Origin of the sequence: Zestomonas insulae, assembly GCF_016901015.1 — a bacterium.
Taxonomy (GTDB): Bacteria; Pseudomonadota; Gammaproteobacteria; order Pseudomonadales; family Pseudomonadaceae; genus Aquipseudomonas; species Aquipseudomonas insulae.
This window is the reverse complement of record NZ_JAFEUP010000008.1, coordinates 1-22,860: the sequence shown is the minus strand read 5'-3', so window position 1 is coordinate 22,860 and position 22,860 is coordinate 1. Positions and strand designations below refer to the sequence as shown.

At 68.3% G+C, this 22,860-nt stretch carries 18 protein-coding genes and 1 pseudogene; 11 read left to right on the top strand and 8 right to left on the bottom strand.

Annotated elements, in window-relative coordinates:
- Positions 1 to 30 precede the first annotated feature (30 nt).
- Together JQX08_RS21965 and JQX08_RS21960 are read right to left on the bottom strand one after the other, a co-directional pair.
- A complete protein-coding gene (locus JQX08_RS21965; RefSeq protein ID WP_205350597.1) occupies positions 31 to 1,794 on the bottom strand; it encodes a cation:proton antiporter in 1,764 nt (587 codons plus the stop codon).
- Positions 1,795 to 2,050: 256 nt separating this feature from the next.
- A complete protein-coding gene (locus JQX08_RS21960; RefSeq protein ID WP_205350596.1) occupies positions 2,051 to 2,704 on the bottom strand; it encodes a GntR family transcriptional regulator in 654 nt (217 codons plus the stop codon).
- A gap of 359 nt (positions 2,705 to 3,063) precedes the next feature.
- Between JQX08_RS21960 and JQX08_RS21955 the strand changes: the two genes are divergently transcribed.
- The 4 genes from JQX08_RS21955 to ybaL all read left to right on the top strand — a co-directional run bounded on the left by JQX08_RS21955 (position 3,064) and on the right by ybaL (position 8,581).
- Positions 3,064 to 4,455, top strand: coding sequence for an aspartate aminotransferase family protein (locus tag JQX08_RS21955; RefSeq protein ID WP_205350595.1), 1,392 nt, complete (start codon positions 3,064 to 3,066; stop codon positions 4,453 to 4,455).
- 155 nt (positions 4,456 to 4,610) lie between these two features.
- The gene (locus JQX08_RS21950) at positions 4,611 to 5,978 is read left to right on the top strand and encodes a glutamine synthetase family protein (protein ID WP_205350594.1); all 1,368 of its coding nucleotides are present in this window, start codon (positions 4,611 to 4,613) and stop codon (positions 5,976 to 5,978) included.
- Between the two features lie 188 nt (positions 5,979 to 6,166).
- Positions 6,167 to 6,649: an acyl-CoA thioesterase gene (locus tag JQX08_RS21945; protein WP_205350593.1), complete on the top strand. Its 483-nt coding sequence runs from the start codon at positions 6,167 to 6,169 to the stop codon at positions 6,647 to 6,649.
- A gap of 219 nt (positions 6,650 to 6,868) precedes the next feature.
- Positions 6,869 to 8,581 carry a YbaL family putative K(+) efflux transporter gene (gene ybaL, locus JQX08_RS21940; protein WP_205350592.1) on the top strand — a complete coding sequence of 571 codons (1,713 nt, stop codon included), beginning with the start codon at positions 6,869 to 6,871 and terminating at the stop codon, positions 8,579 to 8,581.
- A gap of 87 nt (positions 8,582 to 8,668) precedes the next feature.
- Here the strand turns inward: ybaL and pdxY are convergent, their stop codons facing one another.
- Positions 8,669 to 9,535 carry a pyridoxal kinase PdxY gene (gene pdxY, locus JQX08_RS21935; RefSeq protein ID WP_205350591.1) on the bottom strand — a complete coding sequence of 289 codons (867 nt, stop codon included), beginning with the start codon at positions 9,533 to 9,535 and terminating at the stop codon, positions 8,669 to 8,671.
- A 98-nt stretch (positions 9,536 to 9,633) separates the two neighbouring features.
- Between pdxY and JQX08_RS21930 the strand changes: the two genes are divergently transcribed.
- From JQX08_RS21930 to JQX08_RS21915, 4 genes are all read left to right on the top strand, one after another.
- Positions 9,634 to 10,053 (top strand): DUF3301 domain-containing protein, encoded by a 420-nt coding sequence (locus JQX08_RS21930; protein WP_205350590.1) that lies wholly within the window; start codon positions 9,634 to 9,636, stop codon positions 10,051 to 10,053.
- Positions 10,054 to 10,081: 28 nt separating this feature from the next.
- Positions 10,082 to 11,848 carry an ATP-binding protein gene (locus tag JQX08_RS21925; RefSeq protein ID WP_205350589.1) on the top strand — a complete coding sequence of 589 codons (1,767 nt, stop codon included), beginning with the start codon at positions 10,082 to 10,084 and terminating at the stop codon, positions 11,846 to 11,848.
- A complete protein-coding gene (locus JQX08_RS21920; RefSeq protein WP_205350588.1) occupies positions 11,845 to 13,182 on the top strand; it encodes a sigma-54-dependent transcriptional regulator in 1,338 nt (445 codons plus the stop codon). The genes JQX08_RS21925 and JQX08_RS21920 overlap by 4 nt, the downstream gene beginning before the upstream one ends.
- 246 nt (positions 13,183 to 13,428) lie before the next feature.
- Positions 13,429 to 14,724 (top strand): MFS family transporter, encoded by a 1,296-nt coding sequence (locus JQX08_RS21915; protein ID WP_205350587.1) that lies wholly within the window; start codon positions 13,429 to 13,431, stop codon positions 14,722 to 14,724.
- 71 nt (positions 14,725 to 14,795) lie between these two features.
- Here JQX08_RS21915 and JQX08_RS21910 read toward each other — a convergent pair whose 3' ends face one another.
- A complete protein-coding gene (locus JQX08_RS21910) occupies positions 14,796 to 15,674 on the bottom strand; it encodes an alpha/beta fold hydrolase (RefSeq protein WP_205350586.1) in 879 nt (292 codons plus the stop codon).
- A gap of 106 nt (positions 15,675 to 15,780) precedes the next feature.
- Here JQX08_RS21910 and JQX08_RS21905 point away from each other — a divergent pair, with 106 nt between their 5' ends.
- Positions 15,781 to 17,211: a calcium-binding protein gene (locus JQX08_RS21905; RefSeq protein WP_205350585.1), complete on the top strand. Its 1,431-nt coding sequence runs from the start codon at positions 15,781 to 15,783 to the stop codon at positions 17,209 to 17,211.
- On the opposite strand, the gene JQX08_RS21900 is transcribed toward JQX08_RS21905, so the two are convergent.
- Positions 17,208 to 18,176 carry a CobW family GTP-binding protein gene (locus JQX08_RS21900; RefSeq protein ID WP_205350584.1) on the bottom strand — a complete coding sequence of 323 codons (969 nt, stop codon included), beginning with the start codon at positions 18,174 to 18,176 and terminating at the stop codon, positions 17,208 to 17,210. The two genes, JQX08_RS21905 and JQX08_RS21900, sit on opposite strands and share 4 nt — an antisense overlap.
- Before the next feature lie 74 nt (positions 18,177 to 18,250).
- On the opposite strand from JQX08_RS21900, the gene JQX08_RS21895 reads away from it, so the two are divergent.
- Positions 18,251 to 18,604, top strand: coding sequence for an NADH:ubiquinone oxidoreductase (locus JQX08_RS21895; RefSeq protein WP_205350583.1), 354 nt, complete (start codon positions 18,251 to 18,253; stop codon positions 18,602 to 18,604).
- A 79-nt stretch (positions 18,605 to 18,683) separates the two neighbouring features.
- A complete protein-coding gene (cls, locus tag JQX08_RS21890; RefSeq protein WP_205350582.1) occupies positions 18,684 to 20,123 on the top strand; it encodes a cardiolipin synthase in 1,440 nt (479 codons plus the stop codon).
- Between the two features lie 6 nt (positions 20,124 to 20,129).
- Here cls and cfaB read toward each other — a convergent pair whose 3' ends face one another.
- From cfaB to JQX08_RS21875, 3 genes and pseudogenes are all read right to left on the bottom strand, one after another.
- Positions 20,130 to 21,311 (bottom strand): C17 cyclopropane fatty acid synthase CfaB, encoded by a 1,182-nt coding sequence (gene cfaB, locus JQX08_RS21885; RefSeq protein WP_205350581.1) that lies wholly within the window; start codon positions 21,309 to 21,311, stop codon positions 20,130 to 20,132.
- Positions 21,312 to 21,398: 87 nt separating this feature from the next.
- Positions 21,399 to 21,728 (bottom strand): annotated as a pseudogene (locus tag JQX08_RS22310) (sodium-independent anion transporter); the annotation flags it as partial.
- A gap of 397 nt (positions 21,729 to 22,125) precedes the next feature.
- Positions 22,126 to 22,395: a hypothetical protein gene (locus JQX08_RS21875; RefSeq protein ID WP_205350579.1), complete on the bottom strand. Its 270-nt coding sequence runs from the start codon at positions 22,393 to 22,395 to the stop codon at positions 22,126 to 22,128.
- Positions 22,396 to 22,860 lie beyond the last annotated feature (465 nt).

The following is a 22,860-nucleotide window of genomic DNA, read 5'->3' as shown; positions in this document are numbered from 1 at the left end:
CATCCCGCCGGCGCATGGCGGCGCCGCGGCTCAATGGCCGTTGGGCTCCTGGCCGTGCTCGAGGGTTTCCATCAGCGCCACCTGCATGCGCGTGTGCACGCGGATGAACCAGCGCCACAGCAGGGCGATCACCGCGGCGGCGAGCAGGGCGATGACCACCAGCAGCTCGAGGGTCGGCAGGATGCTCGCCGACAGGCCCATCAGCAGCAGCAGGATGCCGGCCAGCGACAGCAGCGGGATCAATTCGGCGACCACCCGGCGCACCCGCACGGTATGCCGGCCGGCCTTCTCCGGACGCACGCCGAGCTCGGCGAGGAGCATCGACAGCGCCTTGAGCTTGCGGTACGCGGCGATCAGGAACGGTAGCGAGACCAGCAGCGCGCCGCCCCAGATCAGGCCCTTCTGCAGGTTCTCCTGGGCCACCCAGGGCGCCAGGTAAGCGGCCAGGGTGCCGGCGAACCAGGCGCTGGCGAGGAAGATCGCCACCACCAGGGCCAGGTTGATGCCGATCTGCAGGACGATCTTACGGATCATCGCCGCCAGCATGACGTTCTGCCCCTGCGGCTGGATGCTGCGCAACCAGTCGCCGTACAGACCGAACACCCGCGCCACGCGCTCCGGTATCCAGCCGGCGAGGCGCTGCGACAGCGGGTCGGCGACGCGGATCAGGTACGGCGTGGACAGCGTGGTGATCGCCGACACAGCGACCGCCACCGGATACAGGAAGGTGCTGGTGACCTGCAGGGTCATGCCCAGCGCGGCGATGATGAAGGAGAACTCGCCGATCTGTGACAGGCCCATGCCGACGCGCAGCGAGGTGCGCCCGTCGTTGCCGGCGAGGAACGCGCCGAGGCTGCAGGAGATCACCTTGCCGACGATCACCGCGAGGGTGATCACCGCGATCGGCCAGGCGTACTCGACCAGCACCTGCGGCTCGATCAGCAGGCCGATGGCGACGAAGAAGATCGCGCTGAACAGGTCGCGCACCGGCTCAACCAGCCGCTCGATCTGCACCAGCTGGCGCGACTCGGCCATGATCGCGCCAATCAGGAAGGCGCCGAGCACCATGCTGTACTCGAGCTTGACCACCAGCAGGCAGAAGCCGAAGCACAGCCCGAGCACGGTGATCAGCAGCATCTCGTTGCTCTCGAACTGCGCCACGTAGGCAAGCAGGCGCGGCACCAGCAGGATGCCGACGACCAGCGCGACGATCATGAACAGGCTGAGCTTGCCGACCGTGGAGAACACCTCGCCGGTTTCCACCGTGCCGCTTACCGCGATGCCGGAGAGCAGCGCGATGATGCCGATGCCGAGGATGTCCTCGACGATCAGCACGCCGAAGATCAGCTGGGCGAAGCGCTCGTTCTTCATCTTCAGGTCGCCGAGCGCCTTGATGATGATGGTCGTCGAGCTGATCGCCAGAATGCCGCCGAGGAACAGCGAATCCATGTTGCTCCAGCCGAAGAACTGGCCAATCTCCCAGCCGACCCAGATCATCAGGCCGATCTCCAGGAACGCGGCAACGAATGCCGTGGCACCGACCTTGAACAGCTTGCGCAGCGAAAACTCCAGGCCCAGGCAGAACATCAGGAAGATCACCCCCAGCTCGGCGAGGGTCTTGATCGTCTGCTCGTCGTGGATCAGGCCGAACGGCGGGGTGTGCGGGCCGATGATGAAGCCGGCGAGGATGTAGCCGAGCACCACCGGCTGCTTGAAGCGATGGAAGAGGATGGTGACCATCCCGGCAACCAGCATGATCACCGCCAAGTCCTGGATGAAACTGATGGCATGCATGGCGGTGAACTCCTCGTACAGGCGAACGGGCGCATCCAGGCCCGCGCTCGGGTTTGGTTCTCGCTTGGCTCCCCAGGAGCCGCTCAGGAAAAAAAGGCAACGGCGCCCGCCGCGCCGGCCTCTGGCAGGTTAACACCGGGCCGGCGCCGCGCAGCAGACACGGCAATATGCTGAAACAGTCCGCCGCGCGGTCGTTCAGCGCCCTGCGGGAGGCGCCCTAGACGGCTCGGCTAAGCGGCAAGAGACCGCTGCCCGGCTAGCCGGGGCGCGCCTCCAAGCCGAGCAGATTGAGCAGATACCGCCCGAAGTAGGTGAGGTCCTGCTCCATCGCCGCGCGGGCGGCCTTGGCGTCGCCGGCGCGCAGGGCGGTCAGGGTGTCGTCGTGGAAATCGTTTAGGCGCAGCGACAGGTCGGCCTCGGTGAACAGGCGGTTGAAGAACGGCCCAACCTGCAGCCACAGCGATTCGATCAGGCGCAGCAGCACCGGGTTGGCGCAGGCTTGGTAGAGGGTCAGGTGGAAGCGGCTGTTGTCGTCCAGGTAGGCCTGCACGTCGCGCGCTTCGAGGGCGCGCTCCATGCGCTCGACGCAGCCTTCGAGGATCGCCAGGTCGGCCGCCGCCAGACGCGGCGTGGCGCTTTCCACCGCCAGGCCTTCGAGCGACAGGCGCACCTGCAGCAGTTGCTCGAAGCGTTCGCCGGTCATCGCCGGCACGCGCACCGAGCGCTGCGGCTCGCCCTCCAGCGCGCCCTCGGCGACCAAGCGCTGCAACGCGGCGCGCACCGGCATCGGGCTGGTGCCCCAGGCGGCGGCCAGGTCGCGGATCTTCAGGCGCTCGCCGGGTTGGAACTGGCCGGCCAGCAGGGCCTCGCGCAGTCGTTGATAGAGTTGTTCCTGCAGGTTGTCGGCCATCGGTTCAGTGCCCCTTGGCCGGTGGAGCGGGAAGCTGGGCGAGGGTCAGCGAGCAGTTGCGCATGGGGTGCTCCGGGTTCAGTCAGTGGGCTTCAGGGTAACCGCCGCCAGGCGCGCCGGCAGCCGCTTTGCAATTCCTCCGGGCCGATGAGCCGCCGGCGGGCGGCTGGACCGGCCAGCGGCGCGGCGGCGTGCTTCACTTGCCTGAACAGCACGTCGCGTCGCCTGTTCCCCGCCGCCGCCTCGATCTGTGATCACAAAGCTGGGGAAAATTTACTCTATCTGCCGCGCCAAGGCAGCTCTTGACTTATTTGTGATCACAAAAGAGGATGTGCGGAAATCTGCACGAGGTGTTCAACATGACAGCCAGCGGCATCAGCCCAGCGGCCGTGGAAAGCTTTACCGCCCGCGAGCGGCAGCGTTTCCTGCAACAGAATCCGCAATCCGTGGCGCTCGCCGAGCGCGCCCGCCACTCGCTGTTCGGCGGCGTGCCGATGCACTGGATGGCCGACTGGTCGACGCCCTGCCCGCTGTTCGTCGAACGCGCCCGCGGCGCACGCTTCTATGACGTCGACGGCCACGAGTACATCGACTTCTGCCTCGGCGACACCGGCACCATGTTCGGCCATTCGCCGGCACCGGTGGCCCAGGCGATTGCCGAGCAGGCCGGCAACGGCCTGACCACCATGCTGCCCGGCGAGGACGCGGTGGTCTGCGGCGAGCTGCTCGCCGCGCGCTTCGGCCTGCCCTACTGGCAGGTCACCGCCACCGCCACCGACTCCAACCGCTATGTGCTGCGCTGGGCGCGGGCGATCACCCAGCGCAGCACCCTGCTGGTGTTCGACGGCTGCTACCACGGCACGGTCGACGACGTGATGGTGCGCTGCCGCGACGGCCAGACCGTGCCGCGCTCCGGACTGGTCGGCCAGGCCTACGACCTGACCCAGTACAGCCGCTCGATCCCCTTCAACGACGTCGCCGCCCTGGAAGCCGCGCTGGCCCAGGGCGACGTCTGCGCGCTGCTCTGTGAGCCGGCGATGACCAACATCGGCATGGTGCTGCCCGAGCCGGGCTTCCTGCAGCAGTGCCGCGAGCTGACCCAGAAATACGGCGCACTGCTGATCATCGACGAAACGCACACCATCTCCACCGACATCGGCGGCTGCACCCAGCTGTGGGACCTCGACCCGGACTTCTTCGTGGTCGGCAAGCCGATCGCCGGCGGCGTGCCGTGCGGCATCTTCGGCTGCAGCGCGGCGATGGCCGAGGCCATGCAGCAGGCCCGTCAGCGCGCCAGCGAGGGCAGCCACGGGCACGGCCACAGCGGCATGGGCACCACCCTGTCAGCCAACGCGCTGGCCATGCACGCGATGCGCGCCAACCTCGAGCAGGTGATGACCCCGGCCGCCTACGCGCACATGCTGCCGTTGGCCAAGCGCCTGGCCGACGGCTTCCGCCGCTTGATCGGCAAGCACGGCCTGCACTGGTCGGTGACCGAACTGGGCGCGCGCAGCGAGTTCCAGTTCTGCGCGCAGCCGCCGAAGACCGGCGCCGAGGCCGAGGCGGCGTTCCACGACGAGCTGCAGATGGCCCTGCACCTGTACCTGATCAACCGCGGCATCCTCATTACGCCGTTCCACAACATGACCCTGTGCTGCCCGGACACCAGCGCCGCGGACGTCGACCGGCTGATCGCCACCCTCGACGAGGCGCTCACCGAGCTGCTGGCGATTCCCGGCGCGCGGCTGTAAAGCGCACTCGGACTGCTCTTGCCCCCTCTCCCTGCGGAGCGGGGCGCGCAGCCAGGGTTGGGGTGAGGAAAGCTCCACTCCTCGCCGCCTGATCCACCCTCACCCCTAGCCCCTCTCCCAGAGGGAGAGGGGAATGAAAAGCAAGGACCACCACCATGCAATTCGCCGACATTCAGGAAGCCCGCGAGTTCCTCGCCGCCCACCCCGAGGTGCGCAGCCTGGAGCTGATGCTCATCGACGCCAACGGCGTGCCGCGCGGCAAGCTGCTGCACCGCGACGAGCTGCTGGCCATCTACGAGAACGGCCGGCCGCTGCCCAGCTCGATCCTCGCGCTGACCATCCAGGGCGAGGACGTCGAGGACAGCGGCCTGGTCTGGGAAGTCGCCGACGCCGACTGCTGGACCTACCCGTTGCCCGGCAGCCTGACCCTGCAGCCGTGGCGCGCCACGCCGACCGGTCAGCTGCAGGTCAGCATGCACCCGCAGAAAGGCCTGCCGGCCAGCCCGGCCGATCCGCGCCATGTGCTGGTGCGCGCCATCGACCGCCTGAAGGCCGACGGCTACCACCCGGTGATGGCCGTCGAGCTGGAGTTCTACCTGCTCGACAAGCAGCGCGACGCCCACGGACGACCGCAGCCGGCGTTGCAGATGAACGGCGTGCGCCCGCAGGCGCCGCAGGTCTATGGGGTGCTCGAGCTGGAGCAGCAGCAGGCGTTCCTCGACGACCTCTACGCCGCGTGCGCAGTGCAGGGTCTGCCGGTGCGCACGGCGATCTCCGAGTACGCCCCCGGGCAGCTCGAGCTGACCCTCGAACACCGTTTCGACGCGCTGCAGGCGGTCGACGAAGGCGTGCGCTACAAGCGCCTGGTCAAGGGCGTGGCCAACAAGCACGGGCTGCAGGCCTGCTTCATGGCCAAGCCGTTCGGCGACCAGGCCGGCAGCGGCCTGCACCTGCACGTCAGCCTGGCCGACGCGGCGGGCAACAACCTGTACGCCAGCGACGACCCGCAGGGCACGCCACTGCTTCGCCACTCGATCGGCGGGATGATGGCCAGCCTGCTCGACTCGCTGGCGATCTTCTGCCCCAACGCCAACTCGTTCCGCCGCTTCCAGGCCAACAGCTACGCGCCGCTGGCGAAGAGCTGGGGGGTCAACAACCGCACCGTATCGTTCCGCGTGCCCGGTGGCCCGGCCAACAGCCGGCACATCGAGCACCGCATCTGCGGCGCCGACGCCAACCCCTATCTCGCGGCCGCGGCGCTGCTCGCCGGCATCCACCAGGGCATCCGCGAGCAGATTGATCCGGGTCCGGCGATCGTGGGCAACGGCTACGAACAGGCCAAGGAATTCCTGCCCACCGACTGGCTGACTGCGCTGCAGGCGCTGGAACGCTCGAGTTGGGCCCGCGAGGCGCTGGGCGAGGAGTTCCTCAAGGTGTTCCTGGCGATCAAATGGCGCGAGTACCGGCAGTTCATGGCCGAGGTCGGCGAGCAGGACTGGCGCTGGTACCTGAGTCATGCGTGACCGGCGCCGGGGCGAAGAGCTACGCGGCGTCGAGCGCTGTTTGTAGGAGCGAATTCATTCGCGATCCCAGCCGCGCGGAGTGACCAATTTCGCGAATGAATTCGCTCCTACAGGTCTGCCGACAAGCCATGGCCGGATTCGGTCGTGACAGTTAAGGTAGGCCGCAGCCCTGACCGAGGAGTCACCCTATGGAAGCCGGAACCGCGCAGCTGTCGATGACCGTCCTGATGACCCCGGACAAGGCCAACTTCTCCGGCAACGTGCACGGCGGCACGCTGCTCAAGTACCTCGACGAGGTTGCCTACGCTTGCGCCAGCCGCTACGCCGGCAGCTACGTGGTGACCCTCTCGGTCGATCAGGTGGTGTTCCGCGAGCCGATCCGCATCGGCGAGCTGGTGACCTTCCTCGCCTCGGTCAACTACACCGGCACCACCTCGATGGAGATCGGCATCAAGGTGGTCACCGAGAACATCCAGGAGCGCTCGGTGCGCCACACCAACAGCTGCTTCTTCACCATGGTCGCGGTCGACGCCAGCGGCAAACCCAGCCCGGTGCCGGCGCTGGAGCCGCACAGCGCCGACGAGCGCCGGCGGTTCAGTCAGGCCCAGCAGCGCCGCGCGCTGCGCCAGGAACTCGAGCAGCGCTACCAGACGATCCGCGCCGACGGCTGAACCACCGCTCACATCCTGTAAGAAAATCAACGCGTTGCATAAAAAAGCTGGCACGTTCGCTGCGTTAGAATGGCCACCTTGATGCGCTCTGCCCGCGCGACGGGCGCGGCCGCGCTGTCTCCCCTCCAGCGCCCTCATCGCCGCCAGCGCTCCACTAGGGTCGTGGCAGCCCGTCTAGGCTGAAGCGCAGGGCCCGTCCATCGCACAACGGGAGATTCGATGCCACATCACACGCCCCTGATCGCCACCATCGCCGTCGGCTTCGTCCTCGCCTACCTGCTCGGCGCCGTCGCCACCCGCCTGCGCCTGTCGCCGCTGGTCGGCTACCTGCTCGCCGGCATCCTGGTCGGCCCGTTCACCCCCGGCTTCGTCGCCGACAAGGAGCTGTCCCACGAGATTTCCGAGATCGGCGTGATGCTGCTGATGTTCGGCGTCGGCCTGCACTTCTCGCTGAAGGACCTGATGTCGGTGAAGAACATCGCCATCCCCGGCGCGCTGGTGCAAATCGCCGTCGCCACCCTGCTCGGCATGGGCCTGGCCTGGGCGCTCGACTGGAGCTTCGGCGCCGGCCTGGTGTTCGGCCTGGCACTGTCGGTGGCGAGTACCGTGGTGCTGCTGCGCGCCCTCGAGGAGCGCCAGCTGCTCGACAGCCGGCGCGGCAAGATCGCCATCGGCTGGCTGATCGTCGAGGACCTGGTGATGGTCGTCACCCTGGTGCTGCTGCCGGCGCTGGCTGGGGTGCTCGGTGGTGAGGCGCAGGGCGGCGCCGAGGCCGGGGTGCTGATGCCGCTGCTCACCACCCTCGGCAAGGTCAGCCTGTTCATCGCCCTGATGGTGCTGGTCGGTCGCCGGCTGCTGCCCTGGCTGCTCGAACGCACCGCCGGCAGCGGCTCGCGCGAGCTGTTCACCCTCGCGGTGCTGGCGATCGCCATGGGCGTGGCCTACTTCGCCGCCCAGGTGTTCGGCGTGTCGTTCGCCCTCGGCGCGTTCTTCGCCGGGATGATGCTCAACGAGTCGGAACACAACCACCGCGCCGCCGAGGACTCGCAGGCGGTGCGCGATGCCTTCGCGGTGCTGTTCTTCGTCGCGGTGGGCATGCTGTTCGACCCGTCGATCCTGCTCAAGCAGCCGCTGGCGGTGTTTGCCACCTTCCTGATCATCGTGTTCGGCAAGTCGCTCGCCGCGCTGGCCATCGTGCGCGCCTTCGGCAAGCCGCTGAGCACTGCGCTGACCATCTCCGCCAGCCTGGCGCAGATCGGCGAGTTCTCCTTCATCCTGGTGGCGCTCGGTGTCAGCCTCGGCCTGATGCCGGAAGCCGGCCGCGACCTGGTGCTGGCCGGGGCGATCCTGTCGATCCTGGTCAACCCGCTGTGCTTCAGCCTGATCGACCGCCTGCAGCCGTGGCTGGATCGCCGCGAGAACACCGTGCCGGCCGACGCGCCGCCGGGCAGCGCGCTGGAGGACGACGACCTCCCGCTGATCCACGAGACCGGCCACGCCATCCTGATCGGCCACGGCCGGGTCGGCAGCCGCATCAGCCGGCGACTCAGCGAGGAAGGCATCCCGCTGGTGATCATCGAGGATAACCGCGCGCGTGCCCAGGAGCTGCGCGAGGAAGGCTTCAGCGTGGTGCTCGGCAACGCCGCCAGCAACCACGTGCTGGAGCTGGCCAAGGTCGCCGAGGCGCGCTGGCTGCTGATCGCCATCCCCAACGCCCTGGAGGCCGGGCAGATCGCCCTGCACGCGCGGGTGGCCAACCCGGCGCTGGTGATCGTCGCCCGCGCGCACTTCGACGCCGAGGTGGAATACCTCAGTGAGCACGCCGCCGACCTGGTGGTGATGGGTGAACGCGAGATCGCCCGGGTGATGTTCGCGCGCATCGGCCTGGACGCCCAGCAGCCGACGCTGCAGCCGGGCTCGACGGCGGCCTGAGCCGGTAGGAGCGAATTCATTCGCGATACCAGCGCCTCGGTGCGGTCACCGATCGCGAATGAATTCGCTCCTACAGAGGCGGCGTGCTTACAGGCGTTGGGCGGCGAAGCGCAGGCGCGGGTGGGCGATGCGGTCCTGGGCGCGCACCAGCTGCAGCTCGTAGCTGGCGCAGGCCTGGGTCTCCAGCAGCACCTCATGCACCGCCGCGGCGCTGAACTCGAAGGCCGCCAGCAGGCTGTCGCCGAGCAGCACGCGGCCGAGGAACAGCGCCGAGGTCAGGTCACCGACGCCCACCGGCTGGCGCGGAAAGGCCAGCAGCGGACGACGCAGCAGCCAGCGCTCGCCAGCGCTGACCAGCAGCATCTCGAAGGCCTCGGGCGCCTTGCCCGGGTAGCTCAGGTGCTTGACCAGCACCGCGCGCGGGCCGCGTGCCAGCAGCGCTTCGGCCATCGCCACGCAGTCATCCAGCGAGCGCGGCGTGCGGCCGGCGAAGCTGTCCAGCTCGAGCTGGTTGGGGCAGAGGAAATCCGCTACCGCCGCGGCCTCCTCGAGCAGGAAGCTGCTGACTTCCGGGGCGACGATGCAACCCTTCTCCGGATGGCCCATCACCGGGTCGCACAGGTACAGCGCGCGCGGGTTGGCCGCCTTGATCCGCGCCACCCCGGCAAGAATCGCCCGGCCCTGCGCCGCGCTGCCGAGGTAGCCGGACACCACGCCGTCGCAGCGGCCCAGTTCGCCGATCGCCGCAATGCCCTCGACCAGCGCCGGGATCTGTTCCGGGGCGAGCACCTCGCCGGCCCACTGACCGTACTGGGTGTGGTTGGAGAACTGCACGGTGTTCAGCGGCCAGACGTTGACGCCGATGCGCTGCAGCGGGAACACCGCGGCGCTGTTGCCGGCGTGGCCGAACACCACGTGGGACTGGATGCTGAGCAGGTGCGGGGGGGGCGACATAAGGCGATATCCGGCTGACCAAAGCGGCAGTATCGCGCTATCGACCCGGCGCGGCGATGGTAAGCTGAGGCTCTCTTGGATGTTTGACCGGTACCGCCATGCTGACCCTGGGTGACATGACCGTCCTGATGCTGCTCGCCGCCGCCGCTGCCTGGTTGTGGCACGCCCACGGCCTGCGCGAGCGCGCCCTGGAGCTGGTCAAGCAGCACTGCACGCGCGCCGACGTGTTGCTGCTCGACGGCGCGGTGGCCCTGCGCCGCGTCGCCCTGCTCCCCGATGCGCGCGGCCGCCGTCGCCTGGCGCGGGTCTACGGTTTCGAGTTCACCGTCACCGGCGAACAGCGCCATGCCGGCAGCATCGTGCTGTTCGGTCGCCACCTCGGCGGCATCGAACTGGCCCCCTACCCGTTCGACGCGCGCGCCGAGGCCGCCGTCGAGCAAGCGCCGGTGCTTGAGCATCCGCCGCTGAACAGCAATGTCGTGTCGTTGACCGACTGGCGCCGCCATCACGACCAGTGAGCCGCCCGACCCTGCAGCGAAATCCGCCATGAGCCGCCTGCCGTCGCGCCCGCTGCGCCTGACCCTCGCCGTGCTGCTGATCCTGGTCGGCATGGCCCTGTGCGCCGGCCTCGCCCAGCACCAGGCGCGCCAGCGCGCACTGCACAGCGGCACCAACCAGGCCGAGGAACAGCTCGGCCTGTACCTCAACAACCTGCGCACCCTGATCGACCGCTACCGCACCCTGCCGGCGGTGCTGGCCCTCGACCCGGAACTGCGCGAGGCGCTGGCCGCGCCGGTTGATGCCGCCAGCCAGGCGCGCATCAATCACAAGCTGGAAGCCATCAACGGCGCGGCGCACTCCTCGACCCTCGAGCTGCTCGACCGCAACGGCCTGGCGATCGCCGCCAGCAACTGGCGCGGCCCGCACAGCTACGTCGGGCACAACTACGGCTTCCGCCCGTACTTCCTGGAGACCCGCAGCCAGGGCACCGGGCGCTTCTACGCGGTCGGCGTGACCAGCGGGATTCCCGGATACTTCCTGTCCAGCGCGGTGCGCGACGCGCAAGGCGGCTTCCTCGGCGCCATCGTGGTCAAGCTGGAATTCCCCGAGCTGGAACGCGAGTGGAGCGCCAGCCCGGACATCCTGCTGGTCAGCGACGCCAAGGGCGTGGTGTTCATCGCCAACCGCCCGGGCTGGCGCTACCGCGAGCTGTTGCCGCTGGACGCCGCGGCGCGCGCCGAACTGGCTGCCACCCGTCAGTACGACAAGCAACCGCTGCAGCCGCTCACCCACCGGACCCTGCAGCCGCTCGGCGAGCAGCGCCGGCTGGCGCGGGTGCGCGGCCCGGAAGGGCGCCGCGACTACCTGTGGCAGGCGCTGCCGCTGCCCAGCGAGCAGTGGACCCTGCACCTGCTGCGCGAACCGCGCGAGGCCGCGCAGGCCGGGCGCAGCGCCGCGCTGGGCGCCGCCGGCGCCTGGCTGGCGCTGGTGTTCCTCGGCCTGTTCCTGCACCAGCGCTGGCGCCTGGCACGCCTGCGCCAGCGCAGCCGTCTGGAACTCGAACGTCTGGTCGAGCAGCGCACCGCCGCGCTGCGCACTGCCCAGGACGGCCTGGTGCAGGCCGCCAAGCTGGCCGCCCTGGGGCAGATGTCGGCGGCCCTGGCCCATGAGATCAACCAGCCGCTGACCGCCCAGCGCATGCAGCTGGCCAGCCTGCGCCTGCTCCTCGAGCAGGACCGCGGCGAGCAGGCCGCCGCCGTGCTGCAGCGCCTCGACGAACAGCTGGCGCGCATGAGCGCGCTGACCGGGCACCTGAAGACCTTCGCGCGCAAGAGCCCCGGCGGCCTGCGCGAGCGCCTCGACCTGGCGCTGGTGGTCGACCGCGCGCTGCAGCTGCTCGAGGCGCGCCTGCACCAGGAAGCCGTCGAGCTGCAGCTGCAGCTGACCCGCCCGGCCTGGGTGCGCGGCGACGCGATCCGTCTCGAGCAGGTGCTGGTCAATCTGCTGCGCAACGCCCTCGACGCCATGGCCGGCCTGTCAGATCGGCGCCTGCAGGTGAGCCTGCACGCCACCGCCGACGGCTGGCAGCTGGACGTGCAGGACAACGGTGGCGGCATCGCCGCCGAGGACCTGCCGCGGGTGTTCGACCCATTCTTCACCACCAAGCCAGTCGGCGAAGGCCTGGGCCTTGGCCTGGCGGTATCCTATGGCATCGTGATGGAACTGGACGGCCGCCTGGAGGCGCACAACCGCGACGCCGGCGCCTGCTTCAGCCTGAGCCTGCCGGCCGCCCCCGACGAGGACAGCAGATGAATGCGGTAATGGTCATCGACGACGAAGCGAGCATCCGCGACGCCGTGCAGCAGTGGCTGGAGCTCTCCGGCTTCGAGGTGCTGCCGTTCGCCAGCGCCGAGGCCGGCCTGGCGCGCCTCGGCCGCGACTTCCCCGGGGTGGTGCTGAGCGACGTGCGGATGCCCGGCCTCGACGGCTTCGGCCTGCTGCAGCGCGTGCAGCAGCTCGACCGCGACCTGCCGCTGATCCTCCTCACCGGCCACGGCGACGTGCCAATGGCGGTGGACGCCATGCGCCAGGGCGCCTACGACTTCCTGGAAAAACCCTTCAGCCCGGAGACCCTGCTGGAGCGCCTGCGCCGCGCGGTCGACAAGCGCCGCCTGGTCCTCGAGAACCGCCGCCTGCGCGAGGAAGCCGACCTGCGCCAGCGCATCGACTCGCGCCTGCTCGGCTTCTCGCCGGCCATGCAGCAGCTGCGCCGCCAGGTGATGGAACTGGCGCCGACCCCGGTCAACGTGCTGATCCGCGGCGAGACCGGCAGCGGCAAGGAGTTGGTTGCCCGCTGCCTGCACGACTTCGGCCCGCGCGGCGCCAAGCCGTTCGTGGCGCTGAACTGCGCGGCGATCCCCGAGGCGCTGTTCGAGAACGAGCTGTTCGGCCACGAGAGCGGCGCGTTCACCGGTGCGCAGGGCAAACGCATCGGCAAGATCGAGCACGCCGACGGCGGCAGCCTGTTCCTCGACGAGATCGAGAGCCTGCCGCTGGCCCAGCAGGTCAAGCTGCTGCGCGTGCTGCAGGAGCAGAGCCTGGAGCGCCTCGGCTCCAACCAGAGCATCCCAGTGGACCTGCGGGTGATCGCCGCGACCAAGCCGGACCTGCTCGAGGAAGCCCGCGCCGGGCGCTTTCGCGAGGACCTGGCGTACCGCCTGAATGTCGCCGAGCTGCGCCTGCCGCCGCTGCGCGAGCGCCGCGAGGACATCCCACTGCTGTTCGAGCACTTCGCCCAGGCCGCCGCGGAGCGCCTCGGCCGCGAGGTCACGCCGTTGTCGGCCTACGCGCTGGCGCGCCTGCTCGGCCATGACTGGCCGGGCAACGTGCGCGAGCTGGCCAACGCCGCCGAACGCCACGTGCTCGGCCTCGGCCAGAGCGTCGACGAGCCGGCCGCCGGAGCGCCGGCCGCCGGGCAGTCGCTGAGCGCCCAGCTGGAAGCCTTCGAGGCGCAGTGCCTGCGCGCCGCACTGAGCCGCCACAAAGGCGAGATCAAGGCAGTGATGGACGCCCTGCAGCTGCCACGCCGCACCCTCAACGAGAAGATGCAGCGCCACGGCCTGAGCCGCGACGAGTTCCTCGGCTAGCCCTCTTCTGATCGGCGGATTTCCGCCTATAGCCCTGCGCGGATCGGCAAGATTCCGCTCATCGCCACCCACATTCCCCGCGTGAACCGCTCTAGTCCGGGCCTTCGGCTGCTGGCACAGGTCTTGCCATCAGCCTGTCCACGGCCGCCTCCGTGCGACCCTTACAACCACAAGAAGGTACCCGCCCATGTATGCCATGCCCTGCGCCGGCTTCGCTGCCCGCCGTCTCCCTGCGGAGGCCCGTCCATGACTGCCCATGAACCCCTCTACACCGCCGCGGAGAAGCGCAAGCGGATCTTCGCCATCGTCGGCGCCTCGTCCGGCAACCTGGTCGAATGGTTCGACTTCTACGTCTACGCCTTCTGCGCCATCTACTTCGCCCCGGCGTTCTTCCCCTCCGATGACCCCACCGTGGCCCTGCTCAATACCGCCGGGGTGTTCGCCGCCGGCTTCCTGATGCGGCCGGTGGGCGGCTGGCTGTTCGGCCGCGTCGCCGACCGCTACGGGCGCAAGCGCTCAATGCTGATTTCGGTGCTGATGATGTGCGCCGGCTCACTGGTGATCGCCTGCCTGCCGACCTACGCCAGCATCGGCGTGGCGGCCCCCGCGCTGCTGCTCGCCGCACGGCTGTTCCAGGGCCTCTCGGTGGGTGGCGAGTACGGCACCACCGCGACCTACATGAGCGAAGTGGCGCTCAAGGGCAAGCGCGGCTTCTTCTCCTCGTTCCAGTACGTCACGCTGATCGGCGGCCAGCTGCTCGCCGTGCTGGTGGTGGTGATCCTCCAGCAACTGCTCGATGAGGCCGAGCTGAAGGCCTGGGGCTGGCGCATCCCGTTCGTCGTCGGCGCCCTGGCGGCGGTGGTCTCGCTGTACCTGCGCAGCTCGCTGGAGGAAACCAGCAGCGCCGAGACCCGCGGTAACAAGGAAGCCGGCACCCTGGCCGGGCTGTTCAAGCACCACAAGGCGGCGTTCCTCACCGTACTCGGTTACACCGCGGGCGGCTCGCTGATCTTCTACACCTTCACCACCTACATGCAGAAATACCTGGTCAACACCGTCGGTATGCACGCCAAGACCGCCAGCGGGGTGATGACCTTCGCGCTGTTCTGCTACATGGTCATGCAGCCGGCGTTCGGCGCGCTGTCCGACCGCATCGGCCGGCGTGCCTCGATGCAGTGGTTCGGCGCGCTCGGCGCGCTGTGCACCGTGCCGATCCTGCTGACCCTGAAGACCATCGAAAGCCCGGTCGCGGCGTTCTGCCTGATCATCCTGGCGATGGCGATCATCAGCTTCTACACCTCGATCAGCGGCCTGGTGAAGGCCGAGATGTTCCCGCCGGAAGTGCGCGCGCTGGGCGTCGGCCTGTCCTACGCGATCGCCAACGCGATGTTCGGCGGCAGCGCCGAGTACGTCGCCCTGGCGCTGAAGTCGATCGGCCACGAGGATTACTTCTACTGGTACGTGTCGTTCATGCTGGCGATCGCCTTCCTGGTCAGCTTCCGCCTGCCCAAACAGGCCAGCTACCTGCACCACGACCGCTAAGCGCGCGCTGCTGGTCACGACAACCCGCTGGGCGGCACCCGCCGCCCAGCGGGTTGTTGCGTTCTGGGGGCCTAGCTGCGCTGCAGCAGGAAGTCGGCGACCCGCGCCGCGCTGTCCTCGGGGAACTCCTGCATGAAGCAGTGCCCGCCCTCGACCTGGTGGGCGCGCACATGGCCGTTGGCGGCGCTGAGGCGCGCCGCCGACTTGACCACGAACGGATAGGTGTGGCGGCCGTAGAGCAGCAGGCTCGGCGTGACGATCTTGTTCAGCGACGACCACAGGCGCTTGGGTGTCGAGGAGAAGATTTCCGCCTCGCGACTCGGCCGGCACTTCAGCTGCACGCCGCCATCCACCTCGCCCAACGCGTGATCGACGAAGGCCCACAGCGCATCGTCGGTCCAGCCTTTGTAGATGCCGCGCCCGTGCAATGCGGCGTAGGCTGCCGGACGATCCGCCCAGCGGCTGCGCCGCGCCGCCGCACGCGCCGCCATGCTGGTCTTGCGGTGCACGCCAAGCACCTCGGCGAAGCTCATCACGCCGATCATGGTCGGGCTGAACAGCACCGGATCGAGCAGCACCGCCCGCTCGAACAGCGTCGGCCACTTGCCGAGGATCAGGCTGCTCAGCACCCCGCCGAAACTGTGCCCGACGGCGAAACGCGGCACCGCGCCGAAGCGCCCGCGCCCGGCCTCGAAGGCCTCCACGGCCAGTTCGGCGCTGCGGTTCCAGCCGTGGAAACGGCCGCCGTGGTCGCTGTCGCCATGCCCCTGGCTGTCGCACAGCCACAGGTCGAACTCGCCGACCAGGCGCTTGAGCAGGGGTTCGTAGGTGCGGCCACAGAAGCCGTTGCCATGCAGGAAGTGCAGCAGCGGCTTGCCGGAGGGTTCGCTGTGCCAGCCGCGCAGGGTGAAACCGGCGGAACTGGCGTGGGACCAAGGGTGCAGAATCATCGCGGAGCTCTCGAACGTCAGGCGCGCAGTTTAGCCGCCCGGCGCGCGGCGGAAAAACCGCGGCCTTGCTAAGCTGCGCGCTTCGCCAACCACACGGATGTGAACGATGCGTACCCTTCTGCTTGCCCTGGCCAGTGCGCTGGCCGGCGCCCTGTTGCTGGCCCTGTGGCTGATCCCGCAGTTGCCGGCCGAGGAAGCGCCCCTCAACCGCCGCGATTTCGCCGCCTGGCCGGCACCCGCGCTGGACTGCCAGGCCCTGCGCCAGCAGGCGTGGCAGACTGCGACCCTGCCGAACAGCGTGGACGACCGCTCGCAGGACAAGCTCTCGGCCTTCGTCAGTCGCCGCGCCAGCGCGCCGCAACAGGCGCTGCAGCTGTTCGGCGTGTACGGCGGTATGCCGCGCATCGAACTGGGCGCCGGCGCGCAGCCGGCCAACCTGCTGCTGACCAGCTATGACCGCAGCATCTGGAACCTCAGCCTGGCCAGTGACGCCGACATCCGCCGCATCTTCGTCGCCGACGCGGTCGCCGAAGTGCGCCTGCAGCGTCGCGCGGATCCGAGCTGGGGCGGCCGGCTCAAGCGCGCACTCGGCCTGACCCGGCCGCTGGCCACCATCGAGCTGGTCAAGCTCAGCCGCGTGCAGACCTGCAGCCTGTACGGCTACGCCTGGCAGAACGACGAGAAGGCGCAGTTCCGCAGCCTGATCGCCGCCACCGAACAGGTCACCGGGCTGCAGGTGCAGAGCTTCCAGGGCAGCTACGCGCCGGCGCTGAACAGCCCGCCGTTCGCCACCCCGCTGGCCACGCCCAGCCCGACCACGCCGGCACCGCCGGCTGCCGTGCCGGTGACCGCGGTCGCCGAGGCCGCGCCGGCGCCAGCCAACGCCGCGCAGGTGCACAGCGTCGACGACCTACGCAACGTCGTGCGCCAGCTGATCGAGCGCGGCGTGCTGCCGCCGCGACTCGCCTCGATGGACATGGCCAGTGGCGGCACGCTGCTCGAGTTGCAGCCGCTCGACCTCGCCTCGCGCCCGGCGATCGTCGCCGACGCACGCGGCCAACTGGTCTGCCCCAGCCATGGCGACAGCGCCTTGCAGGGCGACGACGGGCCAAACATCGCCGAGTGCGGCTTCGGCAATACACAGTTCTACGGCGGCGGCGGCAAGGACCTGCTCGACGATGCCTGGGGCAACGACCTGATCTACGGCGGCAGCGGCGACGACAGCCTGGATGCTGGCTGGGGCGCCGACGTGCTGCTGTTCGAGCGCGGCTGGGGCCACGACATCCTCGACAAGACCTGTCACAACGCACGCTTCGACGCCGCCAGCACACCGGGCGCCGCGCAGCTTGAATACCGCTGGCGCTTCAACAACTTCATCGTCTTCGGCCCGGGCATCGCCCCTGCCGACCTGACCTGGGACGGCAACCTGCTGCGCCACCGCAACGGCGACAGCCTCGAGTTCAAGGGCGGCAATGCCTGCTTCAACCTAGTGTTCGCCGACGACCCCAGCGCCGAGCTGAGCAGCGCCGCGCGCTAAGCGGCACTGGCCCGGCAGGCGGCCATGCCGGCCTGCAGTGCGGCGGCGTCCTGGGCGGTGTTGAAGATCAGCTCTAGGCGCGAATCCTTGCGCCATTCGCTATTGCGCCAGGCCAGCGCTTCGCCGCCCAGCGCATTGGCCGAGTACCAGCCCGCAGCGCTGTGCAGAACCAGCTTGGCGCGCTGCCAGGGCAGTGCGGCCAGCCACTGCTGCACGCGCGGCAGCTCGAACTGCTGGCTAGGGTGCCAGCGCCAGCCGATGCTCCAGCCGTCGGCCAGCGCCTGCACCTGGCAGAGCGGCTCGGCGGGATCGCGCCACATCGCCGCCAGCGGCGTCGCGCCTTGGGCCAAGTGCTCCAGCGCCGGGGTGCCGGCGTGCAGCGCATGGCCGGGCAGTGCGGCAAACGGCAGCTGGCCCTGACTGGTCCAGTAATGTGGGATGGCCGGTAGCTGCGCCCCCAGTTGCGCGCGCGCCGCAGCATCGAGACTCTCGGCCTTGTTCAGCACCAGCAACGCCGCCTCGCCGAGTGCGGCCTGCTGGCTGTCCGGCAACGCTGCGCCACTGGCTAGCGCAGCGGCATCCAGCACCAGCACCGGCGGTTGCACGGCGAGCACGCTCTGCCACGGCGCGGCGCGCAACTGGCGCAGCAGTTCGGCGGGATGGCCGAGGCCGGACGGTTCGATGAACAGCCGCTGCGGCCGCGCCTGGCGCAACAGGCGGGTCAGGCCGACCTGGAACGGCGCGCCGTTGACGCAGCACAGGCAGCCGCCGGCCACCTCGGCGAGCTGCACGCCGGCGGCGGCCTCGCTGAGCAGCGCGGCATCCAGGCCGATCTGGCCGAATTCATTGATCAGCACGGCCCAGCGCTCGTGCGGCGGACGCTGGGCGAGCAGTTGGCGGAGCAGGCTGGTCTTGCCGGCGCCGAGCGGGCCGCCGATCAGGTGAGTAGGAATCTGAGTGAGCATCTGCGCATCCTGCCGCTTGTCGAGGGGATTGGGAAAGCCCTAGAGTGCGGCGCATCGATTTGCGGAGACCGTCCATGCGCCCCTTGCTCGCCCTGCTCTTCACCGCCCTGCCGCTGCTGGCGCACGCCGAAGCCTGCGTGGTGCACAGCCAGGGCGACCGCCTGGACGTGAAAGTCTGCCAGCAGAACCAGAGCATTCCGCCGCAACTGTTCCGCGACGGTTTCTGCCAGCCGCAGCTCAAGGGCCAGAAGGTCGAGGTGGAGTTCGTCGCCCAGTGCCCGGGCGGCTCGTTCGGCGTATGCCGCAACGCCCAGGTCTCCAACCTGCCCTACCGCCAGGACATCCACTACTACGGCGTGGCCAGCGACGCCAACTACCTCAAGCCCTACTGCGAACGGCAGAGCAAGGGTGTGTGGATGGCGCGCTAACGGGGTTTCACGTGGAACCCGCCGGCAATTCGCCGGCGCCTCGGTTAGGCTGTAGGGGTCTTCGCATGCAGATCGCGCCATGGAGTTCGGCATCCCCCACCTGTTCGGCTACCTGATCGCCCTCACCCACGTCCTCGGTGTGATCGCCGCGCTGCACGCGGTATTCACCGTGCGCACCGCGCAAGGCGCGATCGCCTGGGCGCTGTCGCTGCTGTTCATGCCCTACCTGACCCTGCTGCCCTACCTGGTGTTCGGCCGCAGCAGCTTCGACGCCTACATCCGCGCGCGCCGTCAGGCCAACCGTGAGATGCATGTGGCGATGGCCGGCCTGGATTGGCGCGACTGGGTCAGCGAAGCGGTCGCCGCGCGCCGCTCGCTGGATTCCGGCAACCTGCTGGCGATGCCGCGCCTGGGTTCCATGCCGCCGCTGGCGCACAACCAGGTGCGCCTGCTGATCAATGGCGAGGCGACCTTCGAGGCGATCTTCGCTGCCATCGCCGCGGCCAAACAGGTGGTGCTGGTGCAGTTCTTCATCGTCCACGACGATGCGCTCGGCCGGCGCCTCGCCGACCTGTTGCTGGCGCGCGCCGCCGCCGGGGTCGAAGTATTCCTGCTCTACGACGGCATCGGCAGCCACGACCTGCCGCGCGCCTACGGCGAGCGCCTGCGCGCCGGGGGCGTGCAGGTGCGCAGCTTCGCCACCCGACGTGGGCTGATCAATCGCTTCCAGCTGAATTTCCGCAATCACCGCAAGGTGGTGGTGGTCGACGGTACGATCGGCTTCCTCGGCGGCCACAACGTCGGCGACGAGTACCTCGGCGGCAAGCCGCCGCTGTCGCCGTGGCGCGACACCCATGTCGAACTGCGTGGGCCGGTGCTGACCTGTCTGCAGGAGTCATTCGCCGAGGACTGGTACTGGGCGGCGCGCCGCCTGCCGCCGCTGCTGCTCGCCGAGGACTTCGGCAACGGCGAGATGCTCTGCCAGCTGCTCGCCAGCGGCCCCGCCGATCCGCAGGACACCTGTTCGCTGTTCTTCGTCGAGGCGATCAATGCCGCGCGCCAGCGCCTGTGGATCACCACGCCGTACTTCATCCCCGACGAGGCGGTGTTCGCCGCCCTGCACCTGGCAGTGCTGCGCGGCGTCGACGTGCGCATCCTGCTGCCGGCGCGCCCCGATCACCGCATGGTCTATGCCGCCTCCAGCCTGTTCGCCTTCGAGGCGCTGCGCGTCGGGGTGCGCATCTTCCGCTACCTGCCGGGCTTCCTGCATCAGAAGGTGCTGCTGATCGACGACTGCAGCGCCGCGGTGGGCAGCGCCAATCTGGATAACCGCTCGTTCCGGCTGAACTTCGAGATCATGCTGCTGGTGCACGACAGCGGCTTCGCCGCGCGGGTGCAGGACATGCTGGAGGCCGACTTCGCCCTGGCGCGCGAGCTGCGCGAAGAGGACGACCAACAGATCAACCGCCTGCGCCAGCTGGGCATGCGCGTCGCCCGATTGATTTCGCCGATTCTCTGAGCGGCTTCAGCGGTACAGGTCGGCGCGGCTCCACGGCAGCTCGTGACCGCCGCCGGGCAGCGGCTTCAGCGCGAGGATCTGGTGCAGGTTGATCCAGCCCTGGCTGAACGCGTAGGCGCAGCCGGCCAGGTACAGCCGCCAGATGCGCAGGGTCTGCTCGCTGACCAGCCGCGCCGCCTCGTCCAGCCGACCTTCCAGGCGCTGGCTCCAGAAATTCAGGGTACGTGCGTAGTGCAGGCGCAGGCTTTCCACGTCGACCACCTCGAGGCCCACCTCGCTGAGGTCACCAACCATCCGCGCCAGGTGCGGCAGTTCGCCGTGGGGGAATACGTAGCGGTCGATGAACGCACCGGCGCCGCGGCCCACCGGCCGGCCGTCGAGGTATCTGGAGGTGATGCCGTGGTTCATTACCAGGCCGCCGGGGCGCACCGCGCCGAACAGGCGTTGGCAGTACAGCGGCAGATTGACGTGGCCGACGTGCTCGAACATGCCGACGCTGACCACCTTGTCGAAGCGGCCGTCCTGCGGCAGGTCGCGGTAGTCGAGCAGCTGCAGCTCGACCTGGCCCTCCAGGCCCTCGTCCTTGACCCGTTGCCGGCCGAGCGCCAGCTGCTCCTTGCTCAGCGTGATGCCGAGCACCCGTGCGCCGCATTCACGTGCGGCGAAGCGCGCCAGGCCGCCCCAGCCGCAACCGACATCCAGCAGGTAGTCGCCGGCTTGTAGGCGCAGCTTGCGGCACAGGTGGCGCAACTTGGCCAGTTGCGCCTGCTCGAGGTCTTCGCTGCCGGTCTCGTAGTAGGCGCAGGAATAGACCATCTCGCGGTCCAGCCACAGCGCGTAGAACTCGTTGGACAGGTCGTAGTGGTAGGAGATCGCTTCGGCGTCGGTGCTCTTGTCGTGACCTTCGCGGGTCGGCGCCGAGGTCGAACCATCGCCCAGCGCCAGGCTGAGCGCATCGCCGATGCGGATCACCTCGCTCATTGGCCCTTCCAGGCCGAGCTTGCCTTCGACATAGGCCTGGCCGAGCGAATCCAGGCTGGGATTGCTCAGCTGCGCGACGATACTCGGGTCGTGCAGTACCAGAGTGACGCTCGGCTCGGGGCCGAGGTCGAGTTCCTTACCGTCCCACAGGCGAAGCCGCACAGGCAGCTTAAGTCCGCTCAGGGCCGGCTGCAGTTGCGCCAGCATAGGAGAACCCCCCGTCCAGTAGACAAAGGAAGCGTAGTCCAGTTGAGTGGCTGTCCACGCTATAGGTTCAACAGACCATTTCTATCGTTATCCCGCTTGTTCGCCGACGCAAGCGCTTAATGCCGTGGAGAAGTCGGCGTGATAGTGCTGGCTGCCAATCAGCTGCAAGATCCCGGCCTTGCCCAGCTTACTCAGCACCCGCGCGTTGGCCTCGCAGAGCACCACGCGGATCTGCCGGCGCTGCAGCTGCTGGATGACTTCCTCCAGTATCTGCAAGCCAGTGATATCCATGAACGGCACCCGCCGCAGTCGGATGACCAGCGCGCGCGGATCGGTGTGGATATGCGCGAGCACCCGCTCGAAGGTTTCCGCCGCACCGAAGAACAATGGGCCATCGATGCTGTACACCAGCACCCCGACAATCACCCCGGCAACCACGTTGCGCAGCCAGTGCTCGCGCCGCAACAGCCCGGCCTTCCAGGCCTCGTGAATGGCCAGCATGCGCCTTCTCCTTGCCTGACACGCCGGCGAGAACGCGGCGCTCCCCAGCAGCCAAGGCAATTTGCCGACAGGAATCAAGGCAGCGCCGCGCTCGAGCGTGGTTTTAGACAATAAAAACTGTCGCAAACCTTCCCCGAAAATCAGGGTCTCCAGGCAGTTCTGACAAAGCTTCAAAACTGTCGCAAACCTCAAATTGCCGCTCTGGGCCCTAATCATTTGCCAATAAAAACTGTCGAGCCCCGATTTGCGCTGGCTTCAGCATACTCAGGGGCCCATACAGTTCATGGCTTCATGAGTGTTCTCTGGCTGAGCATCAGGCCTTGCCAACCCTTGCTTGATCTTGCACCGTTGCCCGGCTGGCCATTGCAGCTTCGATGTACTCAATAGCCTTCAGCAGCCCCTGCAATGCCCAATCGGGAGGGCCTCCCGGCTTGGAGCTTGGCTTATCCGGGTCATTCAACCAGGAGCGAACCGTGCGAGCAGCACAGGGTCGCTGGGTCACCGCGGAAATGAGCGTTGCGCTCTTGGCCTGCGTGATCCCGTAGCGGTCTAGCAGGTACAGGTAGTGGTCGCGGTTGGTCATCTGTATCTCAAAATATGCCTGTGGAGCATTTTCTCTTCAGAGCTATCCATACACTTGCTTCTACTTAGGCTTCTGCGGCTTGGTCGGAGGCTTCAATGTCTGGAGCACTTGGTGAAATGCACCGGCCAGATCCTGATCAGAAGCCACAGGAGGTCGAGAAGCCCGTGTCCGTTTTGACTCTGATGGCTTAGGTTTAGAACGTTCAATTTTCGCCATCGCTTCGCGCTCATTTTTATTGAGCGCCGAATCGAAAACTTTATTGTTGACCCTTTCGTCCCTAGCAGCGCGGGCAAAGACAACCACGTTCGAGTTGAGATTCGCGGGTAGCTGAAAAGGACAGATTGAATCGCCCCTAGTTTCGTAGACACCTCCAAGCCTCATAATGAGGCCCATTAGGAGGTGCCATGAGCAACCAGCGTTACCCCGAAGAATTCAAGATCGAAGCGGTCAAGCAAGTGACCGAGC

What these genes read in the sequence shown, in the direction of transcription:
- JQX08_RS21965 (WP_205350597.1), bottom strand. Translation starts at nt 1,794, where the DNA reads ATGCATGCCATCAGTTTCATCCAGGACTTGGCGGTGATCATGCTGGTT.
- JQX08_RS21960 (WP_205350596.1), bottom strand. Translation starts at nt 2,704, where the DNA reads ATGGCCGACAACCTGCAGGAACAACTCTATCAACGACTGCGCGAGGCC.
- JQX08_RS21955 (WP_205350595.1), top strand. Translation starts at nt 3,064, where the DNA reads ATGACAGCCAGCGGCATCAGCCCAGCGGCCGTGGAAAGCTTTACCGCC.
- JQX08_RS21950 (WP_205350594.1), top strand. Translation starts at nt 4,611, where the DNA reads ATGCAATTCGCCGACATTCAGGAAGCCCGCGAGTTCCTCGCCGCCCAC.
- JQX08_RS21945 (WP_205350593.1), top strand. Translation starts at nt 6,167, where the DNA reads ATGGAAGCCGGAACCGCGCAGCTGTCGATGACCGTCCTGATGACCCCG.
- ybaL (WP_205350592.1), top strand. Translation starts at nt 6,869, where the DNA reads ATGCCACATCACACGCCCCTGATCGCCACCATCGCCGTCGGCTTCGTC.
- pdxY (WP_205350591.1), bottom strand. Translation starts at nt 9,535, where the DNA reads ATGTCGCCCCCCCCGCACCTGCTCAGCATCCAGTCCCACGTGGTGTTC.
- JQX08_RS21930 (WP_205350590.1), top strand. Translation starts at nt 9,634, where the DNA reads ATGCTGACCCTGGGTGACATGACCGTCCTGATGCTGCTCGCCGCCGCC.
- JQX08_RS21925 (WP_205350589.1), top strand. Translation starts at nt 10,082, where the DNA reads ATGAGCCGCCTGCCGTCGCGCCCGCTGCGCCTGACCCTCGCCGTGCTG.
- JQX08_RS21920 (WP_205350588.1), top strand. Translation starts at nt 11,845, where the DNA reads ATGAATGCGGTAATGGTCATCGACGACGAAGCGAGCATCCGCGACGCC.
- JQX08_RS21915 (WP_205350587.1), top strand. Translation starts at nt 13,429, where the DNA reads ATGACTGCCCATGAACCCCTCTACACCGCCGCGGAGAAGCGCAAGCGG.
- JQX08_RS21910 (WP_205350586.1), bottom strand. Translation starts at nt 15,674, where the DNA reads ATGATTCTGCACCCTTGGTCCCACGCCAGTTCCGCCGGTTTCACCCTG.
- JQX08_RS21905 (WP_205350585.1), top strand. Translation starts at nt 15,781, where the DNA reads ATGCGTACCCTTCTGCTTGCCCTGGCCAGTGCGCTGGCCGGCGCCCTG.
- JQX08_RS21900 (WP_205350584.1), bottom strand. Translation starts at nt 18,176, where the DNA reads ATGCTCACTCAGATTCCTACTCACCTGATCGGCGGCCCGCTCGGCGCC.
- JQX08_RS21895 (WP_205350583.1), top strand. Translation starts at nt 18,251, where the DNA reads ATGCGCCCCTTGCTCGCCCTGCTCTTCACCGCCCTGCCGCTGCTGGCG.
- cls (WP_205350582.1), top strand. Translation starts at nt 18,684, where the DNA reads ATGGAGTTCGGCATCCCCCACCTGTTCGGCTACCTGATCGCCCTCACC.
- cfaB (WP_205350581.1), bottom strand. Translation starts at nt 21,311, where the DNA reads ATGCTGGCGCAACTGCAGCCGGCCCTGAGCGGACTTAAGCTGCCTGTG.
- JQX08_RS21875 (WP_205350579.1), bottom strand. Translation starts at nt 22,395, where the DNA reads ATGACCAACCGCGACCACTACCTGTACCTGCTAGACCGCTACGGGATC.